The 25,869-nt window shown below is 38.9% G+C and carries 23 protein-coding genes and 1 tRNA gene; 14 read left to right on the plus strand and 10 right to left on the minus strand.

Annotated elements, in window-relative coordinates:
* Nucleotides 1-45: 45 nt before the first annotated feature.
* Entirely contained in the window at nt 46-1,005 is a 960-nt protein-coding gene (locus tag Q0948_RS12125) for a carbon-nitrogen hydrolase family protein (RefSeq protein WP_298353033.1), read from the plus strand.
* Nucleotides 1,006-1,052: 47 nt separating this feature from the next.
* Here the strand turns inward: Q0948_RS12125 and Q0948_RS12130 are convergent, their stop codons facing one another.
* On the minus strand, nt 1,053-1,676 hold the full coding sequence (locus tag Q0948_RS12130) for a biopolymer transporter ExbD (protein WP_298353036.1): 624 nt from the start codon (nt 1,674-1,676) through the stop codon (nt 1,053-1,055).
* 203 nt (nt 1,677-1,879) lie between these two features.
* Here Q0948_RS12130 and Q0948_RS12135 point away from each other — a divergent pair, with 203 nt between their 5' ends.
* Genes Q0948_RS12135 through Q0948_RS12150 form a run of 4 tightly spaced genes read left to right on the plus strand, consistent with a single transcriptional unit; the run spans nt 1,880 to nt 5,764 of the window.
* A complete protein-coding gene (locus tag Q0948_RS12135; RefSeq protein WP_038599021.1) occupies nt 1,880-2,770 on the plus strand; it encodes a pseudouridine synthase in 891 nt (296 codons plus the stop codon).
* A gap of 6 nt (nt 2,771-2,776) precedes the next feature.
* On the plus strand, nt 2,777-3,496 hold the full coding sequence (locus tag Q0948_RS12140) for a glycosyltransferase family 2 protein (RefSeq protein ID WP_298353041.1): 720 nt from the start codon (nt 2,777-2,779) through the stop codon (nt 3,494-3,496).
* The gene (locus Q0948_RS12145) at nt 3,489-4,109 is read left to right on the plus strand and encodes a lipid-A-disaccharide synthase N-terminal domain-containing protein (RefSeq protein WP_298353044.1); all 621 of its coding nucleotides are present in this window, start codon (nt 3,489-3,491) and stop codon (nt 4,107-4,109) included. The genes Q0948_RS12140 and Q0948_RS12145 overlap by 8 nt, the downstream gene beginning before the upstream one ends.
* A complete protein-coding gene (locus Q0948_RS12150; RefSeq protein WP_298353047.1) occupies nt 4,106-5,764 on the plus strand; it encodes a phospholipid carrier-dependent glycosyltransferase in 1,659 nt (552 codons plus the stop codon). The genes Q0948_RS12145 and Q0948_RS12150 overlap by 4 nt, the downstream gene beginning before the upstream one ends.
* Here the strand turns inward: Q0948_RS12150 and Q0948_RS12155 are convergent.
* The 4 genes from Q0948_RS12155 to Q0948_RS12170 are packed head-to-tail and all read right to left on the minus strand — an operon-like array spanning nt 5,742 to nt 9,835.
* Nucleotides 5,742-7,169: a mannosyltransferase gene (locus Q0948_RS12155; protein WP_298353050.1), complete on the minus strand. Its 1,428-nt coding sequence runs from the start codon at nt 7,167-7,169 to the stop codon at nt 5,742-5,744. The genes Q0948_RS12150 and Q0948_RS12155 overlap by 23 nt on opposite strands.
* Entirely contained in the window at nt 7,166-8,656 is a 1,491-nt protein-coding gene (locus Q0948_RS12160) for a cellulose synthase family protein (protein ID WP_298353053.1), read from the minus strand. Before Q0948_RS12160 ends, Q0948_RS12155 begins: the two co-directional genes overlap by 4 nt.
* Complete coding sequence (locus Q0948_RS12165; protein ID WP_298353056.1) at nt 8,656-9,348, minus strand: glycosyltransferase family 2 protein; 693 nt, start codon at nt 9,346-9,348, stop codon at nt 8,656-8,658. The genes Q0948_RS12160 and Q0948_RS12165 overlap by 1 nt, the downstream gene beginning before the upstream one ends.
* 4 nt (nt 9,349-9,352) lie before the next feature.
* Nucleotides 9,353-9,835, minus strand: a complete 483-nt coding sequence (locus tag Q0948_RS12170; protein WP_298353059.1) for a hypothetical protein — start codon at nt 9,833-9,835, stop codon at nt 9,353-9,355.
* A 67-nt stretch (nt 9,836-9,902) separates the two neighbouring features.
* Here Q0948_RS12170 and Q0948_RS12175 point away from each other — a divergent pair, with 67 nt between their 5' ends.
* Both Q0948_RS12175 and Q0948_RS12180 read left to right on the plus strand, forming a co-directional pair.
* Nucleotides 9,903-11,018, plus strand: coding sequence for an FAD-dependent oxidoreductase (locus Q0948_RS12175; protein WP_298353060.1), 1,116 nt, complete (start codon nt 9,903-9,905; stop codon nt 11,016-11,018).
* 44 nt (nt 11,019-11,062) lie between these two features.
* Nucleotides 11,063-11,521, plus strand: coding sequence for a 3-oxoacyl-ACP synthase (locus Q0948_RS12180; RefSeq protein WP_298353063.1), 459 nt, complete (start codon nt 11,063-11,065; stop codon nt 11,519-11,521).
* Here Q0948_RS12180 and Q0948_RS12185 read toward each other — a convergent pair whose 3' ends face one another.
* Nucleotides 11,522-12,463 (minus strand): ABC transporter ATP-binding protein, encoded by a 942-nt coding sequence (locus tag Q0948_RS12185; RefSeq protein ID WP_298353066.1) that lies wholly within the window; start codon nt 12,461-12,463, stop codon nt 11,522-11,524. It lies immediately after the preceding gene.
* Between the two features lie 90 nt (nt 12,464-12,553).
* Between Q0948_RS12185 and Q0948_RS12190 the strand changes: the two genes are divergently transcribed.
* The 3 genes from Q0948_RS12190 to Q0948_RS12200 all read left to right on the plus strand — a co-directional run bounded on the left by Q0948_RS12190 (nt 12,554) and on the right by Q0948_RS12200 (nt 15,193).
* Nucleotides 12,554-13,525: a type I phosphomannose isomerase catalytic subunit gene (locus Q0948_RS12190; RefSeq protein WP_298353069.1), complete on the plus strand. Its 972-nt coding sequence runs from the start codon at nt 12,554-12,556 to the stop codon at nt 13,523-13,525.
* Between the two features lie 77 nt (nt 13,526-13,602).
* Nucleotides 13,603-14,829 (plus strand): metallophosphoesterase, encoded by a 1,227-nt coding sequence (locus tag Q0948_RS12195; RefSeq protein WP_298353074.1) that lies wholly within the window; start codon nt 13,603-13,605, stop codon nt 14,827-14,829.
* 64 nt (nt 14,830-14,893) lie between these two features.
* Nucleotides 14,894-15,193 (plus strand): thioredoxin family protein, encoded by a 300-nt coding sequence (locus tag Q0948_RS12200; RefSeq protein WP_035327138.1) that lies wholly within the window; start codon nt 14,894-14,896, stop codon nt 15,191-15,193.
* 1 nt (nt 15,194) lies between these two features.
* On the opposite strand, the gene Q0948_RS12205 is transcribed toward Q0948_RS12200, so the two are convergent.
* Complete coding sequence (locus tag Q0948_RS12205; protein ID WP_298353079.1) at nt 15,195-15,860, minus strand: polysaccharide deacetylase family protein; 666 nt, start codon at nt 15,858-15,860, stop codon at nt 15,195-15,197.
* A gap of 12 nt (nt 15,861-15,872) precedes the next feature.
* Nucleotides 15,873-19,178, minus strand: coding sequence for a DUF2723 domain-containing protein (locus tag Q0948_RS12210; protein WP_298353082.1), 3,306 nt, complete (start codon nt 19,176-19,178; stop codon nt 15,873-15,875).
* Nucleotides 19,179-19,434: 256 nt separating this feature from the next.
* On the opposite strand from Q0948_RS12210, the gene Q0948_RS12215 reads away from it, so the two are divergent.
* Nucleotides 19,435-19,507, plus strand: a tRNA-Gln gene (locus Q0948_RS12215).
* A 108-nt stretch (nt 19,508-19,615) separates the two neighbouring features.
* Here Q0948_RS12215 and Q0948_RS12220 read toward each other — a convergent pair.
* Together Q0948_RS12220 and Q0948_RS12225 are read right to left on the minus strand one after the other, a co-directional pair.
* Nucleotides 19,616-19,963, minus strand: coding sequence for a hypothetical protein (locus Q0948_RS12220; protein WP_298353085.1), 348 nt, complete (start codon nt 19,961-19,963; stop codon nt 19,616-19,618).
* 174 nt (nt 19,964-20,137) lie between these two features.
* Nucleotides 20,138-20,971, minus strand: coding sequence for a universal stress protein (locus Q0948_RS12225; RefSeq protein WP_298353088.1), 834 nt, complete (start codon nt 20,969-20,971; stop codon nt 20,138-20,140).
* A 214-nt stretch (nt 20,972-21,185) separates the two neighbouring features.
* Here Q0948_RS12225 and rimP point away from each other — a divergent pair, with 214 nt between their 5' ends.
* The 3 genes from rimP to infB are packed head-to-tail and all read left to right on the plus strand — an operon-like array spanning nt 21,186 to nt 25,719.
* A complete protein-coding gene (gene rimP / locus Q0948_RS12230; protein WP_298353091.1) occupies nt 21,186-21,650 on the plus strand; it encodes a ribosome assembly cofactor RimP in 465 nt (154 codons plus the stop codon).
* An 11-nt stretch (nt 21,651-21,661) separates the two neighbouring features.
* On the plus strand, nt 21,662-22,894 hold the full coding sequence (nusA, locus tag Q0948_RS12235) for a transcription termination factor NusA (protein WP_298353094.1): 1,233 nt from the start codon (nt 21,662-21,664) through the stop codon (nt 22,892-22,894).
* A gap of 53 nt (nt 22,895-22,947) precedes the next feature.
* Entirely contained in the window at nt 22,948-25,719 is a 2,772-nt protein-coding gene (gene infB, locus Q0948_RS12240) for a translation initiation factor IF-2 (protein WP_298353096.1), read from the plus strand.
* The last annotated feature ends 150 nt before the right edge of the window (nt 25,720-25,869 follow it).

Below are 25,869 nucleotides of genomic sequence, written 5' to 3' on the forward strand. Positions count from 1 at the left end.
TATTTTTAATGATGATAACCTATTTAAACAAACCATAACCACTATATGTCACAGCCTAACCACCTTAAAGTTGCCCTTGCTCAAATCGCTCCAGTCTGGGGAGATCGAGATGCCACGATTGAGAAAATAAAAACAGCTATAATAGAAGCGGCTTCAAATGATGCAGAGCTCATCGTTTTTGGTGAGGGGCTTTTGCCAGGTTACCCATACTGGTTATCACTTACAGATGGAGCTGCTTGGGACACTAAGGTGGTAAAAGAGCTTCACGCACACTATACTAGAAATGCGGTAGATATAGAACGAGGGGATTTACAAGATATATGTGATCTTGCTCAAAATTATAATATTGCAATATATCTTGGAATTATAGAAAAACCAATGGATAGGGGTGGAGCTAGTCTATATTGTTCTCTTGTGTATATAGATCAAGAAGGCGTTATACAATCTGTACACCGCAAGTTACAGCCTACGTATGATGAGCGCCTTACCTGGGCTCCGGGTGATGGTCACGGTTTACGAGTACACCCGCTTAAACAATTTACTGTAGGTGGACTTAATTGCTGGGAGAACTGGATGCCGCTACCGCGTGCTGCAATGTATGCACAGGGAGAAAACCTGCACATAGCTGTATGGCCAGGCAGTGATTATAATACAAAAGACATCACACGATTCATTGCTCGCGAGTCGCGCAGTTATGTTATATCGGTATCAAGTAGAATGGCAATCGCAACAGATTTTCCAAAGGAGACACCACATTTACAAGAAGTTTTAAAACGTGCTCCAGAAGTTTCTTCAAACGGAGGTTCTTGTATTGCCGGGCCAGATGGAGAGTTTATACTGCCACCAAATATCACAACAGAAGGTAATATTTATCACACCCTAGATTTTAATAAGGTATATGAGGAGCGACAAAACTTTGACCCATCAGGTCACTACTCACGTCCAGATGTAACCCAGCTTACAGTAAACAGAGAACGCCAGCGGGTAGTTAAGTTTAATGATTAATGTAAAAGAGGTGTAATCCAGATTATGATTACACCTCTTTTATGAGTTTACAGTCTTAACTCTCTTTTTGTAGTAGCTTCAGAGATGAGCATCGGGTAAAGGGAACGCACTTTTTTAAGTTGCATTTTTACTTTCTCTAGATTGCCATTATAGGTGCCTTCTCGCACCGCTTTGTTAATAGATGAATAGTCTTGTTTGTATAATCGCTTATATGCTCTCTGGCGCAAACCTTCATAAGCCGCAGTGAGTTGAGCTTGCACCTGTATATAGGTGTTATAGTCTGTAAGTCTATCTGGAGCGAGGGATATTACTGCCTTTTGAGGATTATCTGAAGAGAGTAGGCTATGCTCACCTAGACAATAATCACAATGGCCTTCCATACCCAGTGGTATGCCGCCGTTATCTAAAAATGCAATAACCACCTCTTTTAGATCTGTAATAGAGACTCGTTTTTCTTCTACAAGAATTTCATTTTCAGGATTGACCATAATTTGTAATAGATTTTTTTCTTTTACGTGAGCTTCGGTAGCATCTGTGAGTGCTGGTGGTAGCTGCCTGGCGATGCCTTTGTCCTTTTCGATGGTGGTGGTGACTAAGAAAAAAATAAGTAATAAGAATGCAATGTCTGCCATAGACCCCGCATTTACTTCTGGAGTAGTACGTCTTCTCATAATATAAAGTTTTAAAAATGTTGAACACCTATACAGAATCAAGTTCTGTGCCGAAGCAGCTGTTTTAAAATGAGTGACTTATGATATTGAGGCGGTGTGGTGGGCTTATATTGCTTTCGCGAAAGCGGTTATCACAACATTCTACACACATACTACTAATCACAACAGACTAAATCTTACCTTTGTAGCTTAAATAAAATGTAATGAGCAGAGGAGCAGATAATCGAGGAAAAGGAAAACCATCTGGACGTAGTGGCGCAGGAGGAAAGCAAAAAAGCGGTTCTCGTGGCACACAACCCGTACGTAAACAAGGAGGAAGACCTACCGCAAAGGCAAAAGATAAAGCCTTTGATGCACCAAAAAAACAAACGCAACGTAAGAAGGATGATGGGACGATGCGTCTTAATAAATATATAGCAAACTCTGGAGTATGTTCTCGTAGAGAGGCAGATATGTATATATCTATAGGTCAAGTTACCGTAAATGGTAAGGTGATTAATGAGATGGGTTACCAAGTAAAAATTGAAGATGATGTACGTTTTGACGGGCGTCGTATTAACCCAGAGGCAAAGGCATATGTATTACTTAATAAGCCTAAAGGATTTGCAACCACTACAAGTAATGATAAAGGTAATACGGTGATGGACCTCGTAGCGGGATCTACAAAATCACGTATACAACCTATAGGTAGACTAGGGCGCAACGCAATGGGGTTACTACTCTTTACTAACGATGATGAGCTTGTACAACGATTTACAAACTCAAAAAAGGGAGTAGATAAATTATACCATATAGAATTATCTAATAATCTTAAAGCTGCAGATGCAGAGCGTATAAGAGAAGGCCTCAAAATAGGAGGTAAGACGATAATGGTAGAGGAAATAAGCTTTGTAGATGGAGCTCCTAAGAAAGAAGTAGGACTTCGTATTAAAAATACAGGTAATAGTATTATACGTACTATTTTTGAACATCTTAATTATGAGGTGGTGCGTGTAGACTGTGTTACTATAGCAGGATTAACTAAGAAAGACTTACCACGTGGTCACTGGCGTCACCTTACAAAACAAGAGGTGATCAATCTTAAAAACGGTTAATAGACTATGGAGTATCGTCTCACCATTGTTGTACCTGTGTATAATGAAGAAGATAATCTCTTACGAGTAGAATCTGAATTTAAGGCCTATTTTAAAACCGCAAAAGCAAAGAGTAAAGTGCTTTTTGTAAATGATGGGTCTAAGGATACGAGTCTAGATATCATAAAAGATATTTGTGCACGTAGCACAGATTTTGAGTACATCGCCTTTACGGAAAACTGTGGCTTAAGTGCCGCTATAAAAGCAGGTTTTGATCACGCAGATACAGAGCTAGTAGGCTATATAGATAGTGATTTACAAACGGCTCCAGATGATTTTAATATACTTATTGAAGAGATAGGACCTTACGATCTAGTTACGGGTGTACGTGCAGATAGGCAAGACTCTTTTGTTAAGAATATGTCTTCAAAAATTGCAAACGGCATACGTCGTTCATTTACTCACGATGGGATGGATGATACAGGTTGCCCGCTCAAAATCATCAAGACAGATTATGCACAGCGCATCCCTATGTTTAAGGGATTGCACCGTTTCTTACCTGCAATGATATTATTACAAGAAGGTAAAGTAAAACAAGTGCCAGTGCGTCATTTTCCGCGAGTGGCGGGTGAGGCAAAATTTGGAGTTTGGAACCGCCTTCTAGGGCCGCTTATGGATTGCTTTGCTTATCTATGGATGAAGAAAAAGTATATTAATTATAAAGTAGGAAACTCCAGCCGTGGATAGTCTGTCGTTACTTGCTGTGCTTGCCCAAATCCTCTTTGGAGGAAGAATGCTTTCGCAGTGGTTACTTTCAGAAAAGAGCAAGAAGGTAGTAACACCTTTAACCTTCTGGTGGCTTAGTCTTTCTGGATCCTTTGTACTGTTTATATATGGTTACTTCCGTACAGACTTCCCGCTTATGCTGGGGCAAGTGCTGGGATACATCATTTACATAAGAAACCTACAGATACAAAAGCAGTGGAAACTCTTGCCTAAATGGTCTCAGTTTCTCATAATAGCTATACCCATAGGCATCATTGCATATGGCTGGAATAATGGAAAGTTTGATCTAGCCGCTCTCTTCTCAAAAGATGAGATGGCTACCTGGCTACTTACTTTAGGTATTGTAGCACAAGTATTATTTACCCTGCGCTTTGTATACCAATGGTTTTATGCAGAAAAGAATAAAGAGGCCACACTACCTTTAGGCTTTTGGCTATTTTCTTTTACTGGAGGACTGCTGTCACTCGTATACTTTTTATACAGAGTAGATTATGTGATGGTCCTCTCTTACTCGCTAGGTACCTTTATCTACGCTCGTAATATATACCTTCATTATATATCAAAAACAGCGTGATAGAGCAATTAGAAAAGCGCCCTGTACTCGTCATCACCTTTGTGGTGCTTGGTATGTTATTACCTTTTCTAGATGCGCTAGAAGTAACCATAATGGAGGCGCGCAATTTTATCTCTGCAAGAGAGATGCTCACAGAAAATAACTGGCTACTCACTACAATGAACGGAGAGCCCCGTTATGAAAAGCCACCATTACCTACCTGGCTTACAGCATTATCAGGCTATGTGTTTGGCATAAAAAGTGTCTGGGCAATGCGACTTCCTGCGGTACTTATGGTTGTATTATTAGGGAGTGTTGTTGTTACGCTTTCGCGAAAGCTTACTCTTTCTCCTCGTCATAGTTTACTTAATGGATTGATAAGTGTTACATCTCTTTATGTGGTGCTCATCATTTTTGAGGCTCCTTGGGATATTTATGCTCACGCATTTATGCTCTCTGGGATTTATTGCCTTTTTAGTAATTTAAGAAGTCCGTCTGGAGAAAGCAATATCTTGAAATGGGTAGTCGCAGCATTATGTCTAGGTGCATCTATACTAAGCAAAGGGCCTGTGTCGCTCTATGCACTGTTTTTACCTTTTGTGATAGCATACCTAATACAATATAGAAGAGAGACGAGTCGTAAAAAGTGGTTGCCTTTTATAATAACCATATGTATGGGGCTCGTGATAGGTTTCTCCTGGTATATTTATGTAAGAAGTGCAGATCCCGTAACCTTTGCAAGAATCGCCGAAAGGGAGACAGGTAATTGGACGAGTTATAATGTGCGTCCTTTTTATTACTACTGGAGCTTTTTTGTTCAAAGTGGTCTCTGGACGATACCTGCTTTTATAAGTCTCCTTTATCCTTATTTAAAAACACGTGTGTTACACCGTAAAGAGTACACATTTACCTTATTGTGGACCTTGCTGGCTGTCGTTTTACTATCTATCATACCAGAGAAAAAGTCTCGTTACTTGATGCCTGTTTTAATACCGCTTGCATTTACAATAGGTTTTTATATACATTATCTGGTAAGGAGCTTTAGTAAGCTTACAGATAGAAGAGAGACCTTGCCGGTTTATTTCAATATTGGGTTGATAGGTACTTTAATTATACTGGGAGGTTTAGCGCTGCTTACACTGGGGTGGCAATTGGCTTACCTCTCTGTATTAGATATTCTACCCGGTGTTTTTGTTGTTTTAGCTGGGATTTGTATCATTTACTTTCTAGTAAAAAAGGAGCTCTATAAGAGCTTGCTATCTCTCGTTATTGCTCTTATATTACTCGTTAATGTCGGTTTTAATGAAAGGTCTCAATTTAAGGAGTATGCTCACCAGTCTGTCAAGAGTAGCTCACTAGATAATCGAGTTGAGACTTCTTTTAAAGCCTTTGAGAACTTACCGGCACTACCTGTGTATGGACTTAATGGTGCTACTCCAGAAATGGTGTGGGCTGCAGGTCAAAAAATCCCAAGGCTTTGTAAAGATGATGAGCTTGTGATGCCAGGTGAAGATAGTTTTTATACACTTGTTTTCTTTGAAGACGATTGGCTCGTATCTGAAACCTTTCCAGATATGCAACATAAGTTTATGTTTACTTTAGAGCTTAATACAGCAGACCAAGCTAGTCGCAATTATACTGATAGAAAAGTGGCTAGTGTTTATCTAGTTGAGTAGCAGGTTTTGGCTTCCAAAACACTTCCCAAACAAAAAATCCTATAACAGTGATATACTCTATAGCGACAAGCCATAGGTTTTCATTAAAGCCATCTGCACCATAGGCTGCGTAGCTTAATAGGATTGTAGCGCTCCAGACTAAAGGAAAGCGATAGCGAGTAAACACACATAGTAATAATGGTGTCGCTACATACCAAGGGTGTACGGTAGTCGATAATAAGAAGTAAAAAAACATCCCTATGAGGATGGCTGTTATCATAGCCTGCAAGCTTCGATTGTTACGTATAAAAGCGAGTAGTACAAGAAGTACAACTGCAATTTTGGGTAACAAGGGCCCTACATCTCCTATAATATTCCAGCCTATAACTTGATAGCCTATATACCTTATGATGTAATAGATGCTTGCATTAAATTCAAATTTTTGAAACCATAAGGCAATGGTGGTGCCAAAATTTTCAGCAAAAGCACCGCTTAAAAATGGTATAAATGTGAGTGCCATAACTCCTAGGGTGATGAGGTAAAAGTAAATGAGTCTGGGTATGTTTGTTTTTATTTCGCGAAAGCGGACTTTCCAAGGATATGAACTTCTAAAGTGGGTTGTCTTACCGCCACCTCTGGTTAAGAAGTATTGCATAAATAGGGGTAAAAATAACAGCGGTAATAGCTTAGTTGATATGGAGAGTGCTAAGAACACAGCACTTAAAATCCATTTGCCTTGCGATAACTTGTAAAGGGATAGTACAACAAGAAAAAGCATCACAGACTCAAAGTGCAAGTTGCCCGTCATCTCGATGATGATAAAAGGATTTAAGGCATACCAGAAGATGTTATAAATGGGTAAACCTAGCTTAGTAAGTAATTTTTTACCATAGATGATTGTACCTATATCTGCTAGTATAATTACTATTCTGAATGTGATAACGCTTCCTAGTATACTTTTACTTGAGAAGAATGCTGCAACTAAGAATATGAGCTGGTTAATAGGTGGGTAGTTTGTAAAATGACTAGCATTGAGTGTACCCATACCTGCATAGAGCTCTTGAGCTTGTGCTACTATGCTTATTGTACCTGCATCAATATAACTTTGTGGAGTGCTTAAATACGGGTTGTAACCCTGTATGAGCATACGGCCATCCCAAATAAACCTATAGAAGTCTTGAGAGAGGTTAGGCGTGGCATTTATAAAAATTATTCTGGCTAGGATGGCAATAAAAAAGAGAAGGCCAAAATCGTTTTTACTGCTCTTTACGATTAGATAAAAAGAGGCAAATAAAATACTGTAAAGACTTACTAGAAGAGGGAAATCTGATCTTTGTAAGTGATGTGCAAATAGATAGTAAACAACAAGGGAAACAACTGCAAGAAGCAATGAGGTTTTTTGATATTTCCACAGGGCTGCTATCACGCTTTGCTCGTTAATGACTTAAAGAATACAAACCCAAAACCTATAAATAACATTAGGTGAAAAGGGAATAGTCCAAAATCTCCTCCTTGATCTCCTACCACAAAGGCAGAGTACATCCCAAAGGCAAAGTATAGCATTAATAGCCCTTCAAAAATCACATTTATAGAGATGTTTTTCTTGATGTATTTGTTGCCTTTCCAAGATTCCTTGAGTTCGCTTATGTTGAATTTTGGGGTGCGTATAAAGTCACTACGTTTCCCTAGGTGCCCTTCTATTACTGCTATAGAGTTATGCAATGAGAAGCCCATTGCGATACTAAAGAATGTAAAGAACATCCCTATATAACGTATAAATTGCTTAAAACCGCCACCGTAAATACTCTTAAACATAAACCAGTAACATATAAAGAATATCACACTACTTATGACAAAGAAAGACATCACGTAAAAGTAAGGCTTAAGGTGAGCATACTCGTTCTTTATATATAACATAGGGATGCTAAGTATTGCTACAATGAGCACGTTTAAAAACATTGTGCTGTTAAGTAAGTGCAGTATGCCGTGCATCTTTGTTTTGGTAGAAAGGCTCTTGCTTGCGACCACCTTTTTAGACATCTTCTGGAAGTTCTCTGCACCACCTTTATTCCATCTAAATTGTTGTGAGCGTGCTGCACTTATAACCACAGGTAATTCTGCTGGAGTTTTTACGTCCTCTAGGTACTTAAATTTCCAGTTTTTAAGCTGTGCTCTATAACTTAGGTCTAGGTCTTCTGTAAGTGTATCTCCTTCCCAGTTGCCAGCATCTTCTATACACTGCTTGCGCCATAGCCCTGCGGTACCGTTAAAGTTTATAAAGTGACCTTTACTGTTGCGACCTACTTGCTCTAGTGTAAAGTGAGCATCTAGAGCAAAAGCTTGTACTCGAGTAAGTAGTGAGTACTCTCTATTAATATGCCCCCAGCGAGTCTGTACTACACCTATGTTTCGATCTTTAAAGTAAGGCACCGTGCGTTGCAGCCAGTTGGGCTCGGGAAGAAAATCTGCATCAAAAATGGCAATATATTCTCCCTTTGCAACCTTAAGTCCTTCTTTAAGAGCACCAGCCTTAAAGCCAGAGCGGTCTTCACGAGTAACGTGCTTTATATCTAAACCTTGATTTTTAAGTCTCTCAATATGGTTTTTTGTACTCTCAAAAGACTCATCTGTACTGTCGTCTAGTACTTGTATCTCCAGCTTATCCTTTGGGTAGTCTAGCAACGCAATATTGTCTAGTAATCGCTCCATCACATAGAGCTCATTATATACAGGTAGCTGTATAGTAACTAGTGGGATTTGAGCCGGGTCTTTAAAATTAAACTTTGGGGCATCGTCTTTAATGCGCTGCGCTCTTAGGTAATTAAAAAGCAAGTTGAGTTGCGATAGACTGTAGGCAAATATGATAACTAGCGATATCGTGTAGATAACTATGATAGATATTTCTAAAATCATTACTTAAAACTGTATTTAAAAATCCACCCTAATATTTTTACTCCTGCCATAACTGCGCCCTTTACAGTACCAGATACTTTTGAAACGCCTATGCGGTTTCTGTAGTTTACGGATACTTCGGTATATTTCATTTTCTTTTTTAAGACCTTAAGTTGCATCTCTACAGTCCAGCCATATGTTTTATCTTCCATCTCTAAGGCGAGGAGGCTATCATATTTCATTGCTCTAAATGGGCCAAGATCTGTAAAACGTGCGCCAAAAAATAGACTCATAAGCGTTGTGGCTAGCCAGTTTCCAAAAATTTGTGGTCCTGTCATAGACCCGCTTTCGCGAAAGCGTTTATCTCTAGCACCAATCACCATATCACAGTTGTCTTGCACAATAGGTGCGATTATCTTAGTAAGCTCTTCTGGGTAATCACTATAATCACCATCTAAAAAAACAACAATGTCTGGCTTAGGAGTATGGCTCGCAATATAATTCATCCCTTTAAGGCAAGCATAGCCATAACCCATTTGCTCTTCTCTTAAAACGGTAGCTCCATTTTCTTGAGCAACTTGCTCTGTGTTATCTGTAGAGGCATTACTTACTACAATTACTTCGTTGACAATAGCGGGAATGTCTTGCAGAACAAGTCCTATAGAATCTTGTTCATTGTAGGCTGGTATAATAACTTTTATAAGGGGCTCCATAATGCTAGTAGAAAGAGATGTCTGGATTATCACGGCGAAAAGCTCTTACACTTGTCCATTCACCTTTTAATTGATTTGCTTCGTATTTTTCTACTTTGATGAGTTTGTTGTTTTTATAGACTAAGCAAAAACCTTCTTGTTCATTATTAACATATTGAGTTTTGCGTGTTTCTTGCCGCGCAATATCGTAAAAAATCCACCAATTTTGCGCTTTTCCCTGCTCATAATGCCCCTCGCGCACTAGTTTGCCTTGGGAATTGTAAAAATACCAATAGTCGGTTTTAAGGTTATTTGCATAGTGACCTTGAGACATAAGCTCGCCATTACTATGGTAAAATTTCCAGTACTTAATCTTTTGCTCACCCATAACCCAGCCCTCGGCCTTAATAGTACCATTGTTATGATACTCCTTATGGTAACTATTTGGTTCTGCTATAAAAAGCAGTTGAGTTGTAAAAATAAAGATGATAAAACCTTTGGCTGTCATAGCACCTTAGACGAGAGAAGTTAGAGTCACTAACACATAAAATGTATTTTTATACAAAAACAGATGTATGGAGTTTAGTTTTTGGGAGCAAGAAACGTGGTTTACTAATGTAGATTATACCGTAGTAGGAAGCGGTATTGTAGGGCTTACGTGTGCTTTACGCTTACGCGAAAGGTTTCCGAAAGCAAAGATACTCGTGTTAGAAAGAGGAATACTTCCTAATGGTGCAAGTACAAAAAATGCGGGTTTTGCCTGTTTTGGTAGTATTTCAGAAATACTAGATGATCTAAAATCACACTCAGAAGATGAAGTTGTAGCTCTTGTAAAAAAAAGAATAGAAGGCCTCACAAAACTGCGAGCGTTGCTTATTGATAAGAGTATCGACTATCAAGAAAACGGAGGCTATGAGCTATTTTTAAAGAAGGATAACAGTCTCTATAAGCAATGTGTTGAAGCCATACCTACCATAAATAAATTGCTATTTCCTATTTTCAAAAAGGAAGTATATAGCTTAAAACCAAATGACCTGCAATGTGATGGAATCTATGATCAAGTAATCTTTAATAATTGTGAGGGGCAAATAGATACTGGGCGTATGATGCAATCACTTTTGCAACTCGCTCAGTCTAAGGGAATCTTGATTTTGAATAATACAAGCGTAATTTCTTATGCCGAAAATGCTAGTGAAGTAACCGTTTTCACTAGCTCTGTACAGTTCAAAACAAAAAAGCTCCTCATTGCTACAAATGGCTTTGCAAAAAAGCTAGGTCTTACTCAAGTAAAACCTGCACGAGCACAGGTTTTGATAACTAATAAAATACCTGATTTGCATCTTAAAGGGACCTTTCATCTTGATAGAGGGTATTACTATTTTAGAAATATAAATGGAAGGATACTTTTAGGCGGTGGCCGTAACCTCGATTTTAAAGGAGAGGAAACCACTGTAATCGCACAAACAGAAGTCATACAGCAAGAGCTAGAACGCTTACTTAAAGAAGTTATACTGCCACATACAAAGTTTGAAATAGCACATAGGTGGAGTGGCATTATGGGGGTAGGTAGCCAGAAACAGCCTTTACTTAAAAAAATATCAGACCACACGTATTGTGGGGTTCGGCTAGGAGGTATGGGTGTTGCCATAGGTGCAACTGTGGGAGAAGACTTGGCAAATCTTATTCCGTAGTGTAGGTTTATAATAGACTATTTTTACAGACCGTAATATCACTTATGACCCATCCTGAAATAAAAGAAGAACTTCTCAAAGCTTGTAAAGAGCATCTTATGCAACGCAGAGATGTGGTGCAGCAAATTCTAGATAATGTAGCAACTTCATTAAGAGAGGAGACTAAGAGTACAGCTGGAGATAAACACGAGACCGGCAGAGCGATGTTGCAATTAGAACGTGAGAATGCCGGCAAGCAACTGGCAGCTATAGAAAAACTAGAACAAACCTTTCTTAGAATAAAGCTTGATCTTTCAGAAGGTCCAGTGCACTTGGGTAGCGTTGTCGTTACCCCACAGGCATCCTATTTTATTTCTATTCCTGTAGGAGCTATAAAAGTAGATGGTCGCACTTTTTATGCAATAGGTATAGGCTCACCTATAGGTCAATTACTAATGGGTAAACGAGAAGGTGATGAAGTACGCTTTCGCGAAAGCGTAATAAAGATCACTACAATTTATTAGTTACTTGAGATTAATGTATGTAGTGTCTCCTTTTACAAGGTTGCTTTCAGAATTAAAAAGTATAGATTGCCCGTCACACAAAGCTTCTATCAAATAATGAGTTCCCATAAAATAACTTCTGGTAATCTCAACCTTTATGCCCTCTGGAGAGATTGTGAGCTGGTGTGGGTAGCGCAGTAGCTGCTCATCTTTTTGTGCATCTGGAAAAAACCATTGCTTAGGTAGCTTATTAAGATCTCCAAAAAGGGAGCCTACGTAATAGGAAGGAGGGTTGTCATATAGCCTTTGAGTTTGCTCGTGAGCGATTATAGTTCCATCTCGCATAACAATAGTCTTGTCCATATATGATAAAACATCTGTGCTGTCGTGTGTAGCAACTAGGCAGGTGATGTTTTGCTTTTTTAGGTATGCAAAGAGACGTCTGCGCAGCTTGTTTTTTCTAAAGTTATCAATGTGGGAGAATGGCTCATCTAGTAATAGGAGTTCTGGTTCTTTCGCTAGTGTTTGTGCTAGTGCTACCCGTTGTTTTTGTCCGCCAGAGAGCGTTTTTACGTGAGCAGATGCAAAGGGAGTCATTTCTACCACTTCTAGTAATTCTTCGGTTCTGGCCTGGCTAGCTTCTGGCTCTAGTCTGCTTAAATATTTATGAATATTTTCTGTCACAGATGTATAAGGCATTAGGTCAAAATCTTGCGAAAGATATTTGATATATGGCATCCCTGGAATAAGATTTTCTTCGGGACCAGTGACCTTTTTATTATCAAAAGTTATAGAGCCTTGGTCTAAATCATAAAGACCGTAAATCATTTGTAATAGAGTGGTCTTGCCACAACCACTCTCGCCTATGATAGCTGCGTGTGTTCCTTTTTCAATTTGAAGTTGTATAGGTCCCACATTAAAGCGTTCAGAAATAGAGAATAAGACATCTGTAAGTATAAGCATAGCGTTTACAAAAATACAGATCACCGGTAAGATATAAACGCAGAGAGCGACTTTAGTAAGCTATACGTATATTTGCAGTCTTATAATATTATGAATTTATACCCCTTATTTTTTACTCCGCTTTTTAAATATCGCCTTTGGGGTGGTACAAAATTACGTACAGTTCTTTATAAAGAATTTGATGGAGATCATATAGGTGAGTCTTGGGAAGTTTCTGGAGTCGCTGGCAGTGAGACTATTGTTTCAAATGGACCGCTTGCAGGTAAAACCCTTAATGAGTTGATAGCTAGTTATGGCGCAGATTTTCTAGGGGAAACAGTGATTGATAAATTTGGAAGTCATTTTCCGCTACTCATAAAGTTTTTAGATACAGAAAAGCCACTTTCGGTGCAGGTACATCCTGGAGATGCGATAGCAAAAGCGCGTCACGACTCTTATGGTAAAAATGAGATGTGGTACATTATGGATGCAGAGCCAGATGCAGAGATTATAGTGGGCTTTGAGAGTGATACAAAACCAGAAGATTATACTAAGGCAGTTAGTGAGGGTTCTTTAATCGATTTACTTCACAAGGAAAATGTTTCTAAAGGTGATATTATTCATATTCCTGCAGGACGAATACACGCAATAGGAGCTGGTATTATGCTAGCCGAAATACAGCAAACCTCAGATGTGACATACAGAGTGTATGATTATGATAGGGTGGATGTAAAGACTGGTAAGAAACGAGACCTACATACAGAGCAGGCTACAGATGTGCTAGATTATAATGGGTGTGAATATTACAAGACTCCTTATAAGGCTGAGCTTAATACTTCTGTTCCAGTTATAGAAGATCATTACTTTACGACAGCTGTGTTAGATCTAGAAGGTAAATCACTTAGAGATTATAGTCATCAAGATTCTTTTACCATACTAATGTGTGTGGCAGGAAGTACTTCTTTTATGTATGATAATAAGACCTATGATTTTAAGCAAGGTCAGACAGTTGTGCTTCCAGCTAAGGTTGATACTGTACAATTTATAAGTGACCGCGCTACTATTCTTGAAGTAACTGTATAGCTCACTAATAGTTAAAGAAAAGTGAAATACAGTATTGGGAGGTTGTGACCAGCTATTTTTGTTAAAATTCTTTATTTGTGCTTAGACTCATATTTTTTATTGCCTTTATTATAGCCCTAGATATTTATGCTTACCAAGCATTCAGATTCCTAGTAAAAGGAAGATGGGGTACGATACTATACTTTCTTATTACCTTATTTATAATAGGAGGGATGATTTATCAATTCTCTACAGGAGGTAGGCGCAATATGAGTCCACTTACACAGTTCTTTATTGTCTCTTTTGTGATTTTGATAGTTTGTAAGTTGGTCATTATCGCGACAATGTTTGGTGAGGATATATTCAGGCTTGTAAAGGGAGGCGTCAATAAACTTACTGGAAACACACAGGGCGGTGCAATTCCATCCAGACGTAAGTTTGTAAGCCAGATTGCACTTGGTCTAGCAGCGATACCTTTTGCATCTATTCTATATGGTGTTATTAAGGGGCGTTATAACTTTAAGGTACTTAAGTATACACTCAGTTTTGATGATTTACCTGAAGCGTTTGATGGATATAAGATTACTCAAATAAGTGACGTGCACAGTGGTAGTTTTGATAATGCCGAAAAGCTAGACTACGCTATAGATTTAATAAACGAGCAGGCAAGTGATGCCATATTATTTACTGGAGATATGGTAAATAATGAGGCCGCAGAAATGGAACCTTGGAAAGAGACTTTTGCAAGGCTAAAGGCACGTGACGGTAAGTTTTCTGTTTTAGGAAATCACGACTATGGTGATTACATAGACTGGCCTACGCCAGAAGCTAAGATTGCAAATCTTGATAGACTTAAAGAAATTCAAAAAGAGATGGAGTTTAAGCTTCTCCTTAATGAGCATCATTATATTGAAAAAGATGGGCAACGTCTCGCTATAGTAGGTGTAGAAAACTGGGGTGAAGGCGGATTTAAAAAAGCTGGAGATCTTAATAAAGCAATCTCTGGTCTCGCTCAAGATGACTTTAAAATATTGATGAGTCACGACCCATCACACTGGGAGTATGAGGTAAAAGATCACCCAGAACATTTTCACCTTACATTGAGCGGTCATACTCACGGTATGCAGTTTGGTATAGAGATACCAGGTTGGTTTAAGTGGAGCCCTGTAAAGTGGCGTTACAAGTACTGGGCAGGTATTTATGAAGATGCAAAACAGTATATAAATGTAAACCGAGGATTTGGGTATCTAGCCTTTCCGGGTAGGGTAGGAATCTGGCCAGAGATAACTGTTATAGAGTTGAAAAAAAGTGGTAAAAACGCATAGTAAGGAGAATATACTATCTTTACGAAGCTTGAAACGCCTGATTGTTTAATTAAAATTGTAGGGTATGTCAAAATTTGGTGAACTTATTGATCTTAATATTCCGGTTCTTTTAGACTTCTACACAGAGTGGAATGAAGACTCTGTCTCAATGCATCCCATACTAAGAGATGTTGCTGCGGCAGTAGGAGATAAGGGTAAAGTCATAAAAATAGATGTAGATAAGAACAATGAACTAGCAGATGCGCTACGCATCAAAAGCTTGCCTACGCTCATTATCTATAAAAACGGCGAGATGATATGGCGCCAGAGTGGTGAGCTAGATGCAAATACCATTATAGGTATTATGCAAGAGTATGCCTCTTAGATTATTCTAACCTTCCAAAAGTAAAGCCCGCTTTTTCAAAATACGCTATAGCGCGCGGTAGTGCATATTTCATATTTTCAAAGGCTTTTACACTGTCGTGAAAAACGATAATATCTCCATTTTTTGCCTTCTTAATTACATTATCAAGACATTGTTCTGGAGAAGTATGCGCATCCCAGTCAAAGGCAATCACGCGATACATTATAATTGTATAACCAAGTTTTATTAAGGCCTTAGCTTGCTTGCGTTTTATCTTTCCGTAGGGAGGTCTAAAGAGTGGCGCAGTAGGAGTGTTTATTGTCTTAGGTAAATGAGTCGATATTTCCTCTTCGGCGAGCCTAACATTATCTATATATGCGTCTGTGCTTGTTTTCCAACCATTCAAGTGATGCTGGGTGTGGTTTCCTATGGAGTGACCGCTTTGGTATATGCGTTTAAAAACCTCTGGATGCTTACGTACATTATCAGCTATACAGAAAAAGGTAGCAGGAATGGGGTTTTTACGCTTTCGCGAAAGCGTATCTAAAACAAACTCTGTCACCTCCGGTACTGGGCCATCGTCAAAAGTGAGATAGACCGTTTTCTTACTAGTCTTTTTGTCCCAAACATACCATTGTGGATATAACCACTTAAGGAATGCTGGGACTCTGGACAGTTTTAAGTACACGTGCTAATATATCTACTCCTCGATAATTGAGTCTGCATTAATCGCACCGCCTGTTGCTGGTACAGTTTCTAATGGTACTTCTACAGCACCATTTTCTGGCTCCTCATCATCTCCTAGTAGGTAGGGGAATGAGCGCATATAGTTGTCATAAATTTGAGCCTCTTTTTCAAAGAGTTCTCTATCATCATTTATGATAAGTAGGTCTACAAGGCTTCTATACTTCTCAATGTTTGTAAGTATCTCTTCATAGTACTTGTATTGTAGCTCTGCATCTAGCGCGCTAAAGTATTTGAGTTGTTCTTGGTACTTTGCAGCTACTTCTTGCCATATGGCTTGAGCGCGCTGCTTTTCTCCTATCTCATAATAGCCAGTGATGTATGGTTCAACTAGTGTGTAGAATTCAAAGATGTCTACTGGCATTTTTTCCATCGCGAGATCCATAACCTCTTTAGCCTTTTCTGGCTTATTTTCGGCTAGTAATTGCTCTACTAGACGTGCCATATTACCTCTGTAGGTAATTGCGTTTGTGCGCGTCTCACGATCGTGATAAATGTCTGGACTACCGCTATTACCCCAGTACCATTTCTTTACAATATCATACATCTTATCTGCATCTACGCGACCCATATCATACGGGTTACGAGGGTCTATAGGTGTGCGTATAGGGATGAGCTTGTAGGTAACACCATCTAGCTGCAGGTAATCCTTCATCCATAAGTAATCATCATCACCAAAGCTTCCGCCCGTAAAGTAGATAGGACGCTCCCAGTTGTTACTTGCTATAATATCTAGCATAAGCAATCTGTTTTTATAAAGCACATTGCCACTTAACTCGATGTCTATGTATGGTACAATCTCATCTGCATCATCTATAGGGACAATCTTGTTTTTAAGTACAGACTCTTTATCTACTGGGATTCTTACTTTCTTGCTAGGGAAGGTATTAAAGAACTGCCCTTTTGCATACTCAACCTTAGTCCTTGGGTCATCACTTGCGATAAAGTTCATCCATTGTGCGATTGGGATAATGGAGTCTTTAGTCTCTTGATAAAACAGCGCCTCTCTATTATCTGCCGCATACTTGTCGTGAGTGAGGGTGCTAGGCACCGGTGGACTTTTGTATGCAGCGCGCTTCATCTGGTCAAAATACCAGTCTGTGTTTATTAAACTTGTATTTACAATACGCACATCTGTACGATAGCCTTCTATCTCTTGTACATACCATAAGGCAAAGGTGTCATTATCACCTATGGTAAATATGATGGCATTCTCATCTACAGAGTCTAGGTATTTTCTTGCCATTGCTAGCGCTGTCTTTCTGCCAGAACGATCGTGGTCATTCCAGTTTTGAGATGCTAGAAGTACAGGTGCAGCTAGTAAACATACTACAGCCACAATAGGCATTGCTGTTTTAGGTTTTATAAAATCTTTTACAATATCAAAGAGGGCATAAACGCCAAAACCTATCCACATTGCAAACACATAAAAGGAACCTACAAGCGCATAGTCGCGCTCACGAGGTTCAAAAGCACGCTCGTTGAGATATACTTTTAAGGCAAGACCTGTAAACAAGAAAAACACGAGTAACACTGCAAAGCGTTTCCAGTCTTTAGTTGCGTGAAAGAGTAGACCTAGTAATCCTAATAATAATGGTAAGAAGTAGTACGTGTTGCGTGCCTTGTTGTTCTCAACATCAGACGGTAGGTTTTCTTGCGGTCCTAAAAAGATACCATCTAGCCAGTCTATACCAGAAATCCAGTTGCCATTAAAGTCATCACCTTTACCTTGTATGTCGTTCTGGCGACCTACAAAGTTCCACATAAAGTAGCGCCAGTACATATACCCAAACTGGAAGCTGAACATATAGTTCATATTATCACCAAAAGATGGTTTTTCTACATCGAGATATTGACCTATCTGACTTTTTAAGAAAGCATCGTACCCTTCATAGTTTACCTTGCCATCTCTATAATCTATTTTAAACTGAGTTACGACATCTTGAAGATACTGGCGATCTTCTTCTGGCATACTAGGGTCATACTTAATGCTAAATTTAAGTGGCCCTGTATACTGCATATAGTTTGCATTATTTTCTGGGCTCCACATTCTTGGTAAAATCGCACTGTGTGCATCATCAAGATTTTGCTTTGCATTGCGCCACTGGTTTACAACTACATACTTGCCTAGTTTTTCATCTTTCTCATAAAGTTTTGGCTTATCTAGGTAGGGAGTATCTGGATCTAATCCAGCATAGTCTGCTGTAAACTGTGGTCCGTAAAAGAGTTTTGTTTCTGGATACTGCTCACGATTATAGTATGAGAGTAGTGATCTAGCATTAGATGGATTGTTTTCATTTATTGTTGTTCCTGCATTTGCACGTATAGGAAGCATCATCCAGCTTGAGAATCCTATAAAAATGTATAACATACATAAGAGCGTAGTATGTATGAGGGGTTTGTTACGCTTTCGCGAAAGCGTTAACCCATAATAAAACAGTCCTACTAAAATTAAACCAGCAATAATAGTCCCGCTATTAAACGGAAGTCCGATAGAATTTACAAAGAATACTTCTAGGTATCCAAAAAGTGACAGGGTGTACGGTAGTAGTAGTTTAAAAATAAACATCAGTATAGCTACCACAATCACTAGGGCGATAAGAAGGTTTTTTGGGGTTACCTTTTCCGTATTTTTAAAAAAGTAAAGAAGACCTATAGCAGGTATGGTAAGTAATCCCATAAAGTGTATCCCAAAAGAGAGTCCCACAATAAATGAGATAAGTATGAGCCAGCGGTTACCACGAGGTTTGTGCATATCACGTTCCCATAATAGCCCAAGATAGAATAGTAATGATAGTACAACTGCAGCAGGTGCATAAACCTCTGCCTCTACAGCATTAAACCAGAAACTATCTGTAAATGCAAATGCAAGTGACCCTATGGCAGCACTCGCAAGGATGGCAAGCTGCTTAGTTTTTGTGATGAGTTCCTTTTCTTCTGTAAGTGTTCTAGTAAGCAATAAAGTGAGTGACCAGAACATAAACAGTATGGTAAATGCACTACTTAAACAAGATAGGTAGTTTACTGCAAGGGCAATATAAGTTGGGTCTGGAGCAAAAATAGAAACAAAGGCTCCTAGTATTTGATAAAGTGGTGCTCCCGGCGGGTGGCCTATCTCAAGTTTTGACGAGGTAGATATGTACTCTCCGGCGTCCCAAAAACTAGCCGTAGGCTCTACGGTAAGAGAATATACTATAAGGGCAATGGCAAATACAGTCCAGCCCAGAATCTTGTTATACTTCGCAAAGTTGAAGTCGCTCATTATGTTATATTTTGTAAAGGGACGAAGTTAAGCAATACCCCTGATTTGTGGTAACGTAGGTGGGGCATTAATTATTTCTTAAAAATAAAAATTTGAAATTTTAACAATTATGCTCTGAGCTTCATTTATAGCTGGTTATCGCAGGATTTTTGTGATGTGAAAAGTAATTTTTGAAAAATGAGCTATTTTTTTTTGAATAATGTTTGTGAATGTAAAACTTTCCTTTAAATTTGCACTCGCTATTGAAAAAATATAGTGGCCTATGGTGTAATTGGCAACACGTCTGTTTTTGGTACAGAAGAGTCTAGGTTCGAGACCTAGTGGGCCAACTTAAAAACCCGACCTTTAATTAGGTCGGGTTTTTTTTATTTCAATAATCAAGAAGTAAATTGGGGAAATTTTACATTTAATATTGTGATTGCTTTGTAATTAATGTTTTAAGCAGATATTGGTTTAATGACGTGATAATAAGTGAGCATATTTTTATAATAGCGTAAAGAACTGTGATTGTCTTCTATGCACGACTTTAAGAAATCATTAAACCTCGCATAATCTACCGGTACTTGTACTTGCGCGGTCTCATTAATAGATTGATCTACCATAACTTCGAGTAACACCATTTGATTCTCTAAATCAAAGCTTACATTTTCTGCTTGAAAATATTTTTTTATTAATGCTTTATGTAGGCTTGAGAAGTCTACGGGTTGAGCGGTGTGCGGCTCACAACTGTAATCTATAAGAGTGTTAAGCTCTTTAAGGATGGTGTGTTTTAATGATCTGTTCATAACAGTTTATTTTCCAGAAAGATACGTAGTGATTACTTCTTTAAATTATAACAAAATGCTAATTAGCAGTTAGTTAACATATCGTTTTGAGTTGTGTTGCGCTTTCGCGAAAGCAAAAAAAACACCTCTACATAATAGTGAGGTGTCTTGTGGGGTGTCTCTGGATGATTAATTTTAAATCCTAAAGGTTATAATGGGTCTTTTGGCGTGGTTAACGAGTCCCTCGCTTAGTGAGCCGTTTAGAAAGTGAGAGAGTCCTTTTCGGCCGTGAGTACCTATGCCTACAATTCCAGCATCTATCATTTCTGCAAAATGTAGGACGCCGCTTTCTATGCTGTTGTCATTATAGATATTAAGAGAGTAGTTTGTAAAGTTTGGTTCTTTTGCCATAAATTCTTTCATAGTGGCTTCTATCTCGTGGGTAGTCTGAAAGTTGCTCGGGGTATTTACATAAAGCATATGTAGTTTTATATCGCTATCTAGAGCAAAAGCAGCGGCTTTTCTAAATGCTGTGTGGTTCTCTTCTTTAAAGTCACTTACGTATACAAACTTGTCAAGTTTAAAAAGTTCGTGTTTTTGCTTTATTATAAGCACAGGTACTTTGGAGTTTCTTACTACTTTCTCAGCATTAGAGCCTATAAAAAATTCGTGTAACCCGCTATCGCCGTGAGATCCCATCACGATTATGTCAGATTCGTACTTGTTTACGTAGTCCATAATACCTTCAAATGCTCCGTCAAACTCTGCTGTTTCTTCTATGTTAATTCCTTCTAGGTAAGGAGCGCTCATCATTGTTTCAAACTTCTGGTGAGCCAGTTTCATAAAGAATATAGCTTCTGGTAAATCACTTTGCTGTCCAGTAACTGCATCTACAAGTTGCATAGGTAAGTCTACCATATGTAATAGGTTTATAGATGCGTTGTGACGCCTGGCAAGATCTGCAGCGACTCTAAGTGCATTTTCTGCTTGTTCTGAGAAGTCTGTGGGTACAAGTATTTTTTTAATCATAAGGATATAGTTTATAGTTAAACAATGCCATAATACGCGACCTTGTGGGTGAGTAATATGGTTTTAAATACTTTAAATGCTGGGTCTCTTAAAATTACAAAATAATAGCCGGCTGTTGCGGCTTTTAATAACGGATAATTTGTAGTATATTTGCACCGTTGAAAGACGCAGTGAATACAGAGGGGACAGCGGTCCCCTCTTTTTATAGGCTTATATGTTGAAGGAAAAAGTAACCAATTTACTACAAGAGGCGCTAGACGAGAATCCTAATTTATTCTTGATTAGTCTTGATATTCAAGGGAATAACGAGGTGAAAATCATTATAGATGGTGACACTGGTGTGAGAGTAGAAGATTGTATGGCGGTAAGCCGTAAGGTTGAGCATAACTTAGATCGAGAAGAAGAAGATTTTTCTCTAGAAGTGATGTCTGCTGGTGCTACAAGCCCCTTAAAGATACCTAGGCAATATAAAAAGAACGTCGGGAGACATCTAGAAGTAAAGAAAGAGGATGGGTCGCAAGTCGAAGGATTAATGACCGATGCTACAGAAACAGATGTAACGCTTACTTGGAAAACAAGAGAGCCAAAACCTGTGGGAAAAGGAAAAGTGACCGTTCAAAAGATAGAAACGATTCCTTATAGCGAGATAGTGCAAGCAAAAGTGATGATTAAATTTTAACAAAAGTTGATATGGAGAATTTAGCGTTAATCGATTCTTTTTCAGAATTTAAGGACGATAAATTAATAGATCGTGTGACCCTGATGGCCATCTTAGAAGAGGTGTTCAGAAGTACGTTAAAAAGACGTTTTGGAAGTGACGATAACTTTGATATAATTATTAACCCTGACAAAGGAGATCTAGAGATCTGGCGTAACCGTGTGGTTGTGGCAGATGGTGAGGTGGAAGATGATAATGAAGAGATATCATTAACAAACGCACGTAAGATTGAAGAAGATTTTGAGGTAGGTGAAGATGTGTCAGAGGAAGTAAAGCTTATTGATTTAGGGCGTCGCTCTATCTTAGCTTTGCGTCAGAATTTGATTAGTAAGATACACGAGCACGATAATACAAACATATACAAGCAGTTTAAAGAGCTTGAAGGTGATTTGTATACGGCAGAGGTTCACCATATACGTCACAGAGCAATTATATTACTTGACGATGATGGTAACGAGATTATATTGCCAAAAGATCGTCAGATACCTTCAGATTTTTTCAGAAAAGGAGAAAATGTACGTGGGGTAATTGAAAGCGTAGAGCTTAAAGGTAATAAGCCTGCTATTATAATGTCTAGGACGTCTCCATTGTTTTTGGAGAAGTTGTTTGAGTCAGAGATACCAGAGGTATTTGATGGTTTAATTACTGTTAAAAATGTGGTGCGTATTCCTGGTGAGAAGGCAAAGGTGGCTGTAGATTCTTATGACGACCGTATCGACCCAGTAGGAGCCTGTGTAGGAATGAAAGGTTCTCGTATACACGGTATCGTAAGAGAGCTTGGTAATGAAAACATAGATGTTATTAATTACACGACTAATCTTAATTTGTATATCACCAGAGCATTGAGCCCTGCGCGTATTACAAGTATTAAGATAGATGAAGAAAATAAAACTGCACAAGCAGTTCTTAAACCAGAAGAGGTAAGTAAGGCAATAGGACGTGGTGGTCATAACATCCGTCTAGCTGGACAGCTTACTGGTTATGAGATTGATGTGTATAGAGAAGGTGTAGAAGAAGATGTTGAGCTTACAGAGTTCTCAGATGAGATAGAAGCTTGGGTAATCGAAGCCTTTGGAAAAATAGGTCTTGATACAGCACGTAGCGTACTGGAGCAGGATGTAAGTGATCTTGTACGTCGTACAGATCTTGAAGAAGAAACAGTACTTGATGTGATGCGTATCCTCAAGGAAGAATTTGAAGAATAAAGTACCCTACTCGCAATAGTAAAGTAGGTATAGATAATAATTTAGAGCAGTTTATGGCAGCAACAATGCGATTAAACAAGGTATTACGGGAATTTAATATTTCTCTTGATCGTGCCGTAGAATTTTTGGATTCTAAGGGTATTGAGATAGAGGCACGTCCGACTACGAAAATTTCAACAGAAATTTACGAGGTGCTTTCGGGTGAATTTCAAACGGATGCTAATAAAAGAGTAGCTTCTAAGGAGGTTGCTGAGGCAAAAGAAAAAGAGAAGGAAGCATTGCGCGCCGCTCGTGAAGTAGAAATTGAAGCAAAAGCTGAGGCGAAAGCAGCAGCACCTAAGAAGCAAGAGGTTGTTAAGGCTAAAGCACAGCTAGATGGACCAAAGCAAGTAGGTAAAATCGATCTTTCTAAAGCATCTGGAAAACCTGTTGCTCCAAAGCAAGAGAAGAAAGAAGAGGTTAAGAAAGAGGAGGTTAAAAAGGAAGAAAAGCCAGTTGCTCCTGTAAAAGAAGCTGCTCCTGAACCTGCTCCGGTAGTAGAAGAAAAGAAAAAAGAAGATAAGCCTAAGCAAGCTGCTCCTATAGAAAAGGAAGCAAAGAAAGTTAAGGCTCCTGCTGCAAAGAAGGAAGAGCCTAAAAAGGCTGAAACTCCAGAAAAAGAAGTGGGTCTAGGTGACGAAGTCATTAAGACGGATTACAAAAAACTAGATGGACCTAACTTTACAGGCCAAAAAATTGACCTTTCTAAGTTTAAGAAACCGGAAAAGAAAACTTCTTCAGACGATAAGAAAAAACGTCGTCGCCGTATTACAAAGCCTGGTTCAGGTGGAGGTAAGCCGGGAGGAAATAATCGTGGAGGAAACAATAACAATCGTGGTAACTCTGGAAAGGGAAGAGGACGTGTTGTTAAGGCAGAGCCTACAGAAGAAGAAGTACAAAAACAAATACGTGAGACACTTGAAAAACTTCAAGGAAAGTCTAACAAAGGAAAAGGTGCAAAGTACCGTCGTGATAAAAGAGATCAACACCGTCAAAAGACAGAAGATGATCTAGCTCAACAAGATGCAGAAAGCAAAATCCTTAAGGTAACAGAGTTTGTTACAGTAAGTGAGGTTGCTACGATGATGGATGTGGGTGTAACACAAATTATATCTGCGTGTATGTCACTGGGTATGATGGTAACGATGAACCAGCGTCTAGATGCCGAAACACTATCTATTGTTGCAGATGAGTTTGGTTATTCTGTTGAGTTTGTAACTGCAGATCTTGAGGATGCTATAGAAGATGTAGAAGACCTTCCAGAAGATCTAGTAGAAAGAGCTCCTATTGTGACAGTAATGGGTCACGTAGATCACGGTAAAACATCACTTCTTGATTACATCCGTAAGGAAAATGTAATTGCAGGTGAGAGTGGAGGGATAACACAGCACATAGGTGCATATGGTGTACAGCTAGAAGATGGTAAGAAAGTTGCCTTTTTAGATACTCCAGGTCACGAGGCCTTTACGGCAATGCGTGCCCGTGGTGCTCAGGTAACAGATATTGCTGTTATTGTAGTCGCTGCAGATGATGATATAATGCCACAAACTAAAGAGGCAATCTCTCACGCTCAGGCGGCAGGAGTGCCTATAGTTTTTGCAATAAATAAAATTGACCTTCCAGCGGCAAACCCTGAGAAGATTAAAGAGGGACTTGCGCAAATGAATCTTCTTGTAGAAGATTGGGGTGGAAAAATCCAATCTCAAGAAATTTCTGCAAAGAAAGGAACTGGTGTAAAAGAATTGCTTGAGAAAGTATTACTTGAAGCTGAGCTCTTAGAGCTTAAAGCAAACCCAGATAGAAATGCAAATGGTACCGTAGTGGAAGCATTCTTAGATAAAGGTCGAGGATATGTATCTACAATTCTTGTACAAGCAGGAACGCTTCAAGTGGGTGATTACGTACTAGCGGGAACTACCTCTGGTAAAGTAAAAGCGATGCACGATGAGCGTGGTAAGAAAATAAAGAAGGCTGGACCTTCTACTCCAGTATCTGTTTTAGGACTAGACGGAGCGCCACAAGCAGGTGATAAGTTTGTTGTAATGACAGATGAGCGTGAAGCAAAAGATATTGCAACTAAGCGTACACAACTGCAACGTGAGCAAAACGTACGTACACAACGTCATATCACACTTGATGAGATAGGTAGGCGTATTGCCCTAGGAGACTTTAAGGAGCTCAATATTATCCTTAAAGGAGATGTGGATGGATCTGTAGAAGCACTTACAGATAGTTTCCAGAAATTATCTACAGAAGAGATAGCTGTAAATATTATACACAAAGGTGTAGGAGCTATTACAGAAAGTGATGTATTACTTGCTTCTGCCTCAGATGCGATTATTATTGGATTTAATGTACGTCCAGCAGGTAATGCTAGACAGGTAGCAGATAAGGAAGAAATCGATATCCGTACATACTCTATCATCTATGATGCGATCAATGATCTTAAAGATGCGATGGAGGGAATGTTATCACCAGAGATGCGTGAGGAGATAACAGGTACAGCAGAGATACGTGAGACCTTTAAGATATCTAAGGTGGGAACTATCGCAGGTTGTATGGTAACTAACGGTAAGATCTTTAGAAATTCAAACATACGTCTTATACGTGACGGAGTAGTAGTTTACACAGGTGAGCTAGCTGCACTTAAGCGCTTTAAGGATGATGTAAAAGAAGTTTCAAAAGGATACGATTGTGGTATGCAGATTAAGAACTACAATGACATTAAACTTGATGATGTGATTGAAGCATTCCAAGAAGTAGCTGTAAAGAAGAAGCTTAAATAATATAAAGCTATATCTATATAACAATCGCCTTAGAGTCTATCTAAGGCGATTTTTTTATGCGCTTTCGCGAAAGCGTATAACCTGTTATGTTTTGTTGTTTTAGGGTGGTGTGTGGCTTACTTAGTGTCGTAAGTCGTGTAATGTCTTGAG

This window comes from uncultured Dokdonia sp. (assembly GCF_947496725.1).
Classification (GTDB): domain Bacteria; phylum Bacteroidota; class Bacteroidia; order Flavobacteriales; family Flavobacteriaceae; genus Dokdonia.